2 protein-coding genes are annotated in these 11,601 nt (G+C 73.7%); both read left to right on the forward strand.

The window, feature by feature from the left end:
* The first annotated feature begins 279 nt into the window (after positions 1 to 279).
* Positions 280 to 9,780 carry an SDR family NAD(P)-dependent oxidoreductase gene (locus tag QQM72_RS11875; RefSeq protein WP_314220802.1) on the forward strand — a complete coding sequence of 3,167 codons (9,501 nt, stop codon included), beginning with the start codon at positions 280 to 282 and terminating at the stop codon, positions 9,778 to 9,780.
* A 34-nt stretch (positions 9,781 to 9,814) separates the two neighbouring features.
* Positions 9,815 to 11,601, forward strand: a 1,787-nt coding sequence (locus tag QQM72_RS11880; protein ID WP_314220803.1) for a type I polyketide synthase, incomplete at its 3' end; no start/stop codon positions are given.

The raw sequence follows: 11,601 nt of genomic DNA on the forward strand, positions 1-11,601 counted from the left end.
GGAGCACCGGCGGAAATGCGATGGCCGCTCATCACGTCTGCATTCCGGGCCGACAGCCGATAACACGATGACTGTCGGTACGGCGACGGAGCCTAATGCCGCCTGTCCGCCGCTCCAAACCCCTGCTCATTAATTCTGGTCACTCCTCAGGTTAGGGATGCGTAGGGGGGTGATGAGGGGGTGTGGGGGAGCGTCGCATGACAAGAATGTGCCGGGTAGGGCGAACCATCTGCCCTTGCGGACTGCCCGTCTGCTCTCGCCCCGGAGGGATGACGACACATGTTGCGCACCGAGCTGATCCGGCCGCTTCCCGAGCTGCTGGTCCATCAGGCCCGGCATTTCGGTGCCAAGATCGCCTACCGGGACGCCCGACGGAGCGTCAGCTACACCGACCTGGAGTCGCGGACCCGGCGACTGGCCGGCCACCTGGCGGAGTTGCGACTGCAACCGGGCGACCGTGCGGCCATCTGCCTGGGCAACCGCGTCGAGATCGTCGAGAGCTACTACGCCATCACCCGGGCCAGCGCCATCGGCGTCCCCGTCAACCCGCAGAGCAGTGACGCGGAACTCGCGCACGTCCTCGACGACAGCGGTGCCCGGATCGTCATCACCGATCACCCGCATGTGGAACAGCTGCGGCGCCTGCTTCCGGACCGTCCGCACCTGACGGTCGTCCTGGTCGGCGACGGGCCGGTGCCGTCGGGCTTCCTGCCCTACGAATCGTTCGCGACCCGGGAACCCGCCACGCCGGCTCGAGACGACCTCGGTCTCGACGATCTGGCGTGGATGCTCTACACCTCGGGCACCACCGGCAGGCCCAAGGGCGTGCTCTCCACCCAGCGCAACTGCCTGTGGTCGGTGGCCGCCTGCTATGTGCCGGTGCCAGGACTCGGTCCCGAGGACCGCGTCGTCTGGCCGCTGCCCCTCTTCCACAGCCTCTCGCACATCGCCTGTGTGCTCTCCGTGGTGGCCGTGGGCGCCAGCGCCCGCATCGTCGACGCTCTGTCGGCGGAGGACGTGCTCGCCGCACTGGACGAGGAGCGCGCCACCTTCCTGGCCGGCGTGCCCACCCTGCTGCACTATCTGCTCGACGCGGCCCGCGACCGCGGCTTCACCGCTCCACGGCTGCGCGTGGCCCTGGTGGGTGGCGCGGTCACCACGGCATCGCTGCGCCGGTCGTTCGAGCGTGTCTTCGGCGTTCCCCTCATCGACGCCTACGGCTCCACCGAGACCTGCGGCTCCATCACCGTCAACTGGCCCTCGGGTGCCCGCGCCGAGGGCTCCTGCGGCCTGCCGGTGGTGGGTCTGGGAGTACGCCTGGTGGACACGCGGACCGGCGAGGACGTCGCCGACGGCCAGGAGGGCGAGGTGTGGGTGCGCGGGCCGAGTGTCATGGCCGGCTACCACAACCAGCCCGAAGCCACCGCGGCCGCCTTCCACGACGGCTGGTACCGCACCGGCGACCTGGCCCGCCGTGACGAGGCCGGCTACTTCACGATCACCGGCCGCAGGAAGGAACTGATCATCCGCGCCGGGGAGAACATCCACCCGGGAGAGGTGGAGGAGGTCATCCGCACCGTCCCCGGTGTCGCCGACGTCGCGGTGGTCGGCAAGCCGCACGACGTGCTGGGCGAGGTACCGGTCGCGTTCATCGTCCCCGGCTCTCAGGGACCGGACACGGAACGGCTGTTCGCCGAGTGCCGCGAACGCCTCTCCTACTTCAAGGTGCCCGAGGAGCTGTACGAGATCGAGGCGATCCCGCGCACCGCCTCGGGCAAGATCGTGCGGCATCGGCTGCTGGAGACGCCCGCCCGGTTGCGCGCCACCAGCAGCGGCCTGTACGACTCGCTGTTCCGCGTCGACTGGATACCCAGATCCCGGCTTTCCCTGGGCGGAGCCCCGGGCGAGCCGGGCGATTGGGCGCTGGCGGGCTCCGACCCGCTCGGCCTGGCCGAAGCCCTTCAGGACGCCGGCGTACCGTGCGAGGCCCACACCGACCTGGCCGCCGCCCGCACCGCCGCCCGGGGCGGCACCGGCGTCCTCCTCGCGGACCGGACCGCCTACGACGCCGGAGCGGGCATCGAGGAGTTCGTCGCGTCCCTGCAGGACTGGCCGGCCGACGACCGCAACGACAACCTCACGCTCGTGGTCCTCACCCGGCGCGCCGTGGCCGTCGGCGACGGCGAGGACGTACGGGACCCCGCGCACACCCCGCTGTGGGGCCAGGTCCGCGCGCTGCAGACCGAGCACCCGGGCAGGTTCGTGCTCGCCGACCTCGACGGCGACGGGCTCGGCGAGGACGGCGCGCGATCCCTGGTTGCCGCCGTGAACGCGGGTGAACCGCAGTTCGCCATCCGCTCCGGTGTCGCTCTGCTGCCGCGCTTCGCCCGCGTCTCCATGGACCGCGAGGAGCCGCCCCCCGCGCTGCTCGACCCCGATGGGACAGTCCTGGTCACCGGCGCCGCCACCGCCCAGGGAGCCGCGCTCGCCCGCCACCTCGTGACCGCGCACGACGCCCGCCACCTGCTGCTGGCTTTCACCCCCGGACACGGCGACGAGAGCGTACAGACGCTGTGCGCCGAACTCGCCGGAGCCGGCGCCCGCGCCACCGCCGTCGCGTGCGACGCGGGCGACCGCGCCGCGCTCGCCGAGCTGCTCGCGGAGCGTGGCCGGCCGCCGCTGACGGCCGTGGTGCACGCGGAGGAGATCACCGGAACCGGCACCGTGTCCGCCGCGGCGCACGCCCTGCACGACCTGACCGCCGACCGCGACCTGGCCGCCTTCGTCATGTGCTCCTCTCCCCTGGGAGTCCTGGGCGCCCCCGGCGCCGGCGACATCGCGGCCGAGAGCACCGCGCTGGAGGCGCTGGCCCAGCACCGGCGCGCCCACGGCCTGCCCGCGTTGTCCCTGGCCTGGGGACCCTGGAAGGACGGCGCGCTCGAGGGCGCCGTACCCTTCGCGGCGGGCGAACTCACCGAACAGCAGGCCCTGGTGATGTTCGACGCCGCGCACGCCGCCGGCGAGGCCGCGTTCGTCGCGATGCGCCTCGACAACGCCGCCCTGCTCACCGGCCCGGTCCCCGCACCGTTGCGCGGCCTGATCGACACCACGGCTCCGGAGGCGCGCGCCGAGACCTCGCAGCTGCGCGGCCGACTGGAGAGCCTGCCCGCCGAGGAGCAGGAGGAAATCCTGCTGCGGCTGGTGCGCACCGAGGCCGCCGCGGTCCTCGGACGCACCGGCACCGAGGACGTCCCGGCCGACCGGGCCTTCAAGGAGCTGGGCTTCACCTCCGTGATGGTCGTGGCCCTGCGCGACCGGCTCAGCACCGCCACCGGACTGCGCCTCCCCGCCACCAGTGCCTTCGACCACCCCACCCCCGAAGCCCTGGCGCACCGGCTGCTGGACGAGGTCTCCGGCGAGTCCGCCGACGTCCCGGCCCTGCCCGCCCCCGCCGCGGTCTGCGACGAGCCGATCGCCATCGTCTCGATGGGCTGCCGGCTGCCGGGCGGCGTCACGTCGCCCGAGGACCTGTGGCGTCTGGTCGCCGACGGCGCCGACGGCCGCTCCCCGTTCCCGTCCGACCGGGGCTGGAACCTGGAGGAGCTGTACGACCCGGACCCCGACGCCGCCGGAAAGTCGTACGTCACGGAAGGCGGCTTCCTGGACGACGTGGCCGGCTTCGACGCCGAGTTCTTCGGGATCTCCCCGCGCGAGGCGTTGGCGATGGACCCCCAGCAGCGGCTCCTCCTGGAGACCTCCTGGGAGGTCTTCGAACGCGCGGGCCTGGACGTGAGCGCCCTGCGCGGCGCGGACATCGGCGTCTTCGCAGGGGTCATGTACCACGACTACACCACCCGGGCGGTGCGGCCCGCGAGGGAGATCGAGGGCTACCTCGGCGTCGGCGGCGCGGGCAGCGTCGTCTCCGGCCGGGTGTCGTACACCTTCGGCTTCGAAGGGCCCGCCGTGACGGTGGACACGGCGTGCTCGTCCTCGCTGGTGGCCCTGCATCTCGCCGCCCAGGCGCTGCGCGCGGGGGAGTGCTCCCTGGCGCTGGCGGGCGGTGTCGCGGTGATGGCGACCCCGGGCAGCTTCGTCGAGTTCTCGCGGCAGCGCGGACTCGCACCCGACGGACGCTGCAAGGCCTTCGCCGCCGCGGCGGACGGCACCAGCTGGTCCGAGGGTGTGGCTCTGCTGCTGCTGGAGCGGCTCTCGGACGCGCGCCGCAACGGCCACGAGGTCCTCGCCGTCGTCCGCGGCTCCGCCATCAACCAGGACGGCGCCTCCAACGGCCTCACCGCGCCCAACGGCCCCTCCCAGCAGCGCGTCATCCGCCAGGCCCTCGCCAACGCGGACCTCACCCCCGCCGACGTCGACGCCGTCGAGGCGCATGGCACCGGCACCTCCCTCGGCGACCCGATCGAGGCGCAGGCCCTTCTCGCCACCTACGGTCGGGAACGGCCCGGCGACGGCCACCCGCTGTGGCTCGGATCCCTCAAGTCCAACATCGGTCACACACAGGCCGCCGCGGGTGTGGCGGGTGTGATCAAGATGGTGCAGGCGATGCGGCACGGCGTGCTGCCCCGGACGCTCCACGTCGACGCCCCGACGCCCGAAGTGGACTGGACCCGCGGCGCGGTCGAACTGCTCACCGAGCCCAGGCCCTGGCCCGAGACCGGGCGCCCGCGCCGCGCGGGCGTGTCCTCCTTCGGCATCAGCGGCACCAACGCCCACGTCGTCCTCGAACAGCCCACCGAGGACCCCGCCACGACTCCCGCCGACGGACCGGACACAGCCGACACGGCGGAGCGCGCGCTGCCCGACGGGCTCGTCCCGCTCGTCCTCTCCGCCAAGTCCGAACAGGCCCTGTGCGCGCAGGCCGGACGCCTCGCCGCCCTTCTCGACGCGGAGCCTGCGCCCGCCCTCACCGACGTAGCCCTGACACTCAGCGGCCGCTCCGCCTTCGAGCACCGCGCGGTCGTGGTCGCAGGATCCACGCAGGAGGCCCGCGACGCCCTGGCGGCCCTGGCCGCCGGCGACGGCACGACCGGCACCGCCACCGACGGCAAGCTCGCCGTCGTCTTCTCCGGCCAGGGCGCGCAGCGCCCCGGGACGGGCCGCGAACTGTACGCCTCGTTCCCGGTGTACGCCCGCGCCTTCGACGAGGTCTGCACCACCCTGGACCGCTGGCTCGACCGCCCGCTGCGGGACGTCGTCCTCGCCGGACCCGGCACTCCCGACGCGGACCTGCTCGACCGGACCGCCTACACCCAGGCAGCCCTGTTCGCCGTGGGAGTGGCCCTCTACCGGCTGGTCGAGTCCTGGGGCGTGCGCCCCGACCTGGTCGCCGGGCACTCCATCGGTGAACTCGTCGCCGCCCACGTGGCCGGTGTGTGGTCCCTGGAGGACGCCGCGGCCCTGGTCGCCGCGCGCGGCGCGCTGATGCAGCGGCTGCCCGAGGGCGGTGCCATGATCGCCGTGCGGGCCACCGAGGACGAGGCCGTCGCCGAGCTCACCGACGGAGTCGCCGTCGCGGCGCTCAACGGCCCCGAAGCCGTCGTCCTCTCCGGTGACGCGCCCGCCGTCGAAGCCGTGGCCGCCGTGCTCGCCGCCCGCGGCCGCAAGACGAAACGGCTGCGCGTCTCGCACGCCTTCCACTCGCCGCGCATGGAACCGATGCTCGACGCCTTCCACGAGGTCGCCGCCCGACTGAGCTTCCACACCCCCGTCCTGCCCGTCGTCTCCAACCTGACCGGCTCCCTCGCCGACCCCGCACAGCTGTGCGCCCCCGAGTACTGGGTACGCCACGTCCGCGGCACGGTCCGCTTCGCCGACGGCCTGCGCACCCTGCGCGAACAGGGCGTCACCACCGTGCTCGAACTCGGGCCCGGCGGAGTGCTCACCGCCATGGCGCAGGACTGCCTTCCCGACGCCGTCGACTGCGTGGCCGCACTGCGCGACGGACGGCCGGAACCCGCGACGCTGGTCGCGGCCGTCGCCCGGGCACACACCAGGGGCGCCCGCGTCGACTGGCCCTCCCTGTTCGCCGGCAGCGGCGCCCGAGGCACCGTCGTACCGACGTACGCCTTTCAGCACCGGCGCTACTGGCTCGACGCCGCCCCCGGCACCGGTGACCTCGCAGCCGCGGGCGTCACCACGGCCGGCCACCCGCTGCTGACCGCGGCAGTGGAACTACCCGAGGCCGATGCCGTCACCCTCACCGGACGCCTGTCCTCGGCCGACCGGCCCTGGCTCGCCGACCACGCGGTCGACGGCACGGTCCTGCTGGCCGGCACGGCGCTGGTCGAGATGGCCGTCCGGGCCGGCGACGAGGTCGGGCACGGCGCCGTCCGCGAACTCGTCCTGGCCGCGCCCCTGGTGCTGCCCGCCGACGGTGCGGTGCGTATCCGCGTGCACGTCGGCGCGCCCGACGAGACCGGCGACCGACCCGTCGCCGTTCACTCCCGCCCCGACGGCGACGAGGGTGCGTGGACCCGCCACGCGAGCGGCGCCCTGACACGGACGAACCCCGACGACGCTCCGGGCACCGACACCGCCCCGTGGCCTCCGCCGAACGCCACGGCCGTGCCCGTCACGGACTTCTACCGGCAACGCGCCGAGGCCGGCTACGAGTACGGCCCCGCCTTTCGGGGACTGCGCGCGGTGTGGACCGACGGAGAGGAGATCTTCGCCGACATCGCCCTCGACGCCGAACACCACGACGACGCCGACCTGTTCGGCCTGCACCCGGCCCTCTTCGACGCCGCCCTGCACCCCAGCGCCTTCGGCGGCGTCGCCGAGCCCGGCGACGGAAGGCGTCTGCTGCCCTTCGCGTGGAACGGCGTACGACTGCACGCCTCGGGTGCCAAGGCGCTGCGGGTCCGGCTGTCCCCCGCCGGAGAGAGCGGGGTGTCCCTGCGCATCACCGACGCCACCGGAGCCCCGGTCGTCGACGTCGACTCCCTCGTCCTGCGCCCCGTGGCGGCCGAACACCTGCGCCCCGCCACCGAAGCCGGACACGAATCCCTGTTCCGTACGACGTGGACGCCGCTGCCGGTCACGGCGCGCGCGGACGGTCCCCACGGCATCCGCGCCCTCGACGCCACCGGCGACGGCACCTCCGCCGAGGACGTACACGCACTCGCCGACCGCGTGCTGGGAGACCTCCAGGCATTTCTGGCCGCGCCCGGCGACGACACATCACGGCTGCTGGTGGTCACCAGGGGCGCCGTCGCCGTTCATGACGGCGAGAGCGTCACCGACCCGGCGGCAGCCGCGGTCTGGGGCCTCGTGCGCTCCGCCCAGGCCGAGCACCCCGACCGCTTCGTCCTGGCCGACCTCGACGGACACGAGGCATCCCGCGACGCGCTCGCCGGACTCCCGGCGGTGGCCGCGGCCCTGGAGGAGTCGCAGTTCGCGGTACGTGACGGCGAGGTGTCCGTGCCCCGCCTCGTCCGCGCCACCGCGGTCGGCCTGACGGTCCCCGACGGCGCCGGCACCTGGCACCTGGACACCACAGGGCCCGGCACCCTGGAGAACCTGGCCCTCGTGGCGAACACCGAATCCGGCCCGCCGGCCCCCGGCCAGGTCCGTGTGGCCGTCCGCGCCGCGGGCATGAACTTCCGCGACGTCATGATCGCTCTGGACATGTACCCCGGGCGGGCCGCGATCGGCGGCGAGGGCGCGGGCATCGTCCTGGAGACCGGCCCCGGCGTGACCGGCCTGTCGCCCGGTGACCGGGTCATGGGCCTGTTCCCCGGCGGGGCGTTCGGTCCGCAGGCCGTGACCGACCACCGCAGGCTCGTCCGCGTCCCTGCGGGATGGACCTTCGCACAGGCCGCCGCCGCGCCCATCGCGTTCCTCACCGCCCTCTACGGCCTGCGCGACCTGGCCGGCGTCCGGCCCGGTGAGACCGTCCTGGTCCACGCCGCGGCCGGCGGCGTCGGCATGGCCGCCGTCCAGGTCGCCCGTCACCTGGGCGCCGAGGTCTATGGCACCGCCAGCCCCGGCAAGTGGGCCACCCTCCGTGCCCGCGGACTCGACGACGCGCACCTCGCCAACTCCCGCACCACCGATTTCGAGCAGCACTTCCTCGGCGCCACCGACGGCCGCGGCGTCGACGTCGTCCTCGACGCACTGGCCGGCGAGTTCGTCGACGCGTCCCTGCGCCTGCTGCCGCGCGGCGGGCGCTTCCTGGAGATGGGCAAGACCGACATCCGTGACGCCACCGAGGTCGCCGAACGCCACCCCGGGGTCGAGTACCGCGCCTTCGACCTCGCGGAGGCGGACGACGACCGGGTCCGGGAGCTGCTGCACGAACTCGTCGGCCTCTTCGACCGCGGAGCCCTCACCCCGCTGCCGGTGACGGCATGGGACGTACGGCACGCCCCGGACGCCTTCCGGCACCTCAGCCGGGCCCGCCACACCGGCAAGGCCGTCCTGACCCTGCCACGCCGGCCCGACCCCGACGGTACCGTCCTGGTCACCGGCGGCACCGGCTCCCTCGGCGCACTCGTCGCCCGCCACCTCGTCACCGAACACGGCGCCCGCAACCTGCTGCTCACCAGCAGACGCGGCCCCGGCGCGCCCGGCGCGCGGGAACTCACCGCCGAACTCACCGCGCTGGGAGCGACCGTGCGTGTCGAGGCCTGCGACGCCGCCGACCGCGACGCCCTGGCCCTGCTGCTGGACTCCGTCCCGGCGAGCGCGCCCCTGACGGCCGTCGTGCACACCGCGGGCGTCGTCGACGACGGCGTGCTCGCCGCGCTCACCCCGCAGCGCATGGCCACCGTCCTGCGGCCCAAGGCCGACGCCGCCCTCAACCTGCACGAGCTGACCCGGGACCTCGACCTCGCCGCCTTGGTGCTGTTCTCCTCGGCCGCCGGTGTCCTCGGCAACCCCGGGCAGGCCAACTACGCGGCAGCCAACTCCTTCCTCGACGGACTCGCCCGCGTCCGCCGTGCCGAAGGACTGCCCGCGGTGTCGCTCGCCTGGGGCCTGTGGTCGCACGCGAGCGGCATGACCAGCGACCTTGCCGAGGCCGACCTCCGGCGCACCGAACGCGACGGGGTGCTCGGGCTGACGGCCGAGGAGGGCCTGGCCCTCCTCGACGCCGCCCTGACCTTCGGGGAACCGGCCCTCGTGCCGATCCGGCTCGACCCGAGCGTGCTGCGCGACCGGGCCGCTTCCGGCGGGCTTCCCCCGATGCTGCGCGCACTCGTGCGCGCGCCGCGCCGAGCCGCCGCGGCCGGTACGGCCCACGGACGCACTCTGGCCGAACGGCTCGCGGGACTCCCCGCGCAGGAGAAGGCCGCCCTCGTCCTGGACGTGGTCCTCAAGGAAGCCGCGACCGTCCTCGGTCACTCCGACGCCTCACTGGTCGTACCCGACCGCGCCTTCAAGGAGGCCGGGTTCGACTCGCTGACAGCGGTGGAACTGCGCAACCGGCTCGGCAGGGCGGCAGGTACCAGGCTGCCCACGACGGCCGTGTTCGACTACCCGGCGCCCACCGCGCTCGCCGACTACCTGCTCAAGGCCCTCGACCAGGAATCCGATCCGGTCGCGGCCAGACTCGACGCCCTGGAAGCGGCGCTCGACGCCCTGCTGGCGGAGGAGCTGGAGCACTCCGGCATCCAGTCCCGCCTGCGGTTCCTCGGCTCGAGGCTCGAAGAAGCCGCCCTGCGGGGCGGCCCCGACGAGAGAGAGGGCCGGACCCGGCGCCTCGAAGCCGCCACCGCCGACGACGTCTACGCCTTCATCGACAACGAGCTCGGGCTCGGCTGACCCGCCAGGCACGCGGAAGAGGGGATCAGGTTCCATGACCACCGACGAGAAGGCTCTCACCTACCTCAAGCGGGTCTCGGCCGAGCTGCAGCAGACGCGGGAGAAGCTGCGCGAGGAACAGAACCGGCGCACCGAACCCATCGCCATCGTGGCCATGGGCTGCAGGCTGCCGGGAGGAGTGACCTCCCCCGACGGGCTGTGGCGGCTGGTGTCCGAGGGCACCGACGCCGTCGGCGTCTTCCCGGCCGACCGTGGCTGGGACCTCGACACCCTCTACGACCCGGACCCGGACGTGTCCGGCACGTCCTACGTCCGTGAGGGCGGCTTCCTCGACGACGTGGCCGGTTTCGACGCGCCCTTCTTCGGGATCTCCCCGCGCGAGGCGCTGGCGATGGATCCGCAGCAGCGGCTGCTCCTGGAGACCTCCTGGGAGACCCTGGAACGTGCCGGGATCGATCCCTCCACCCTCAAGGGCGAGAGCGTCGGCGTCTTCACCGGCGTCGCCGGACAGGAATACGCCCCCCGCATGGGCACCGGATCCGAGGAGATCGAGGGGTACGTCCTCACCGGCGGCGCGGGCAGCGTCGTTTCCGGACGGGTGGCGTACACCCTCGGCTTCGAGGGCCCCGCGGTGACGGTCGACACCGCCTGCTCGTCGTCCCTGGTGGCGATCCACCTCGCCGCTCAGGCGCTGCGTTCCGGCGAGTGCTCGCTCGCGCTGGCGGGCGGCGTCGCCGTGATGTCGACCCCGGGCGCCTTCGTGGAGTTCTCGCGCCAGCGCGGACTGGCCCCGGACGGCCGCTGCAAGGCGTTCGCCGCCGCGGCGGACGGCACCGCGTGGGCCGAGGGGGTGGGCGTCCTGCTGCTGGAGCGGCTGTCGGACGCCCGCCGCAACGGCCACGCCGTCCTGGCCGTCGTGCGTGGCAGCGCGGTCAACCAGGACGGCGCCTCCAACGGTCTGACCGCGCCCAACGGGCCTTCCCAGCAGCGGGTCATCCGGCAGGCGCTGGACAACGCCAGGCTGTCCGCGGCGGATGTCGACGTGGTGGAGGCGCACGGCACCGGCACGTCCCTCGGTGACCCGATCGAGGCACAGGCCCTTCTCGCCACCTACGGCCGCTCCCGCCCCGAGGACTCGCCCCTGTGGCTGGGCTCGCTGAAGTCCAACATCGGTCACACACAGGCCGCCGCGGGTGTGGCGGGTGTGATCAAGATGGTGCAGGCGATGCGGCACGGTGTGCTGCCGAAGACGTTGCACGTGGACGCTCCGACGCCTGAGGTGGACTGGTCGGCGGGTGCGGTAGAGCTGCTGACGGAGGCGCGGGAGTGGCCCGAGCGGGACGAGCCGCGGCGTGCCGGTGTGTCGTCCTTCGGCATCAGCGGCACCAACGCGCACATCATCCTGGAGCAGGCCAGTCCCGAAGAACCCTCCGCCATCCCCGCTCCGGCAAGGACGCTCCCCGGCGGAGTCGTACCGCTGACCCTGTCGGGCACGACCCCCGAAGCTCTGCGCGCCCAGGCGGCCTCCCTCGCCGACCACCTCCGTGCCCACCCGGGCACCCCTCTGTACGACACGGCCCTGTCGCTCCTGACCACGCGAACTCGGCTTCCGCATCGCGGTGTTGTCGTCGCGTCCACGCGCCAGGAGGCCGTGGAGCGTCTGGCGGCCCTCGCTGTCGCGCCCGACACCGCACCGCCCGTTCATGGTGGTGGGGGTGTGGTGTTCGTGTTTCCGGGTCAGGGGGCGCAGTGGGTGGGGATGGCGTTGGGGTTGTTGTCGGAGTCGGTGGTGTTTGCGGAGTGGATGGGGCGGTGTGGGGA

Origin of the sequence: Streptomyces zaehneri (genome assembly GCF_032248645.1) — a bacterium.
GTDB lineage: Bacteria > Actinomycetota > Actinomycetes > Streptomycetales > Streptomycetaceae > Streptomyces > Streptomyces coriariae.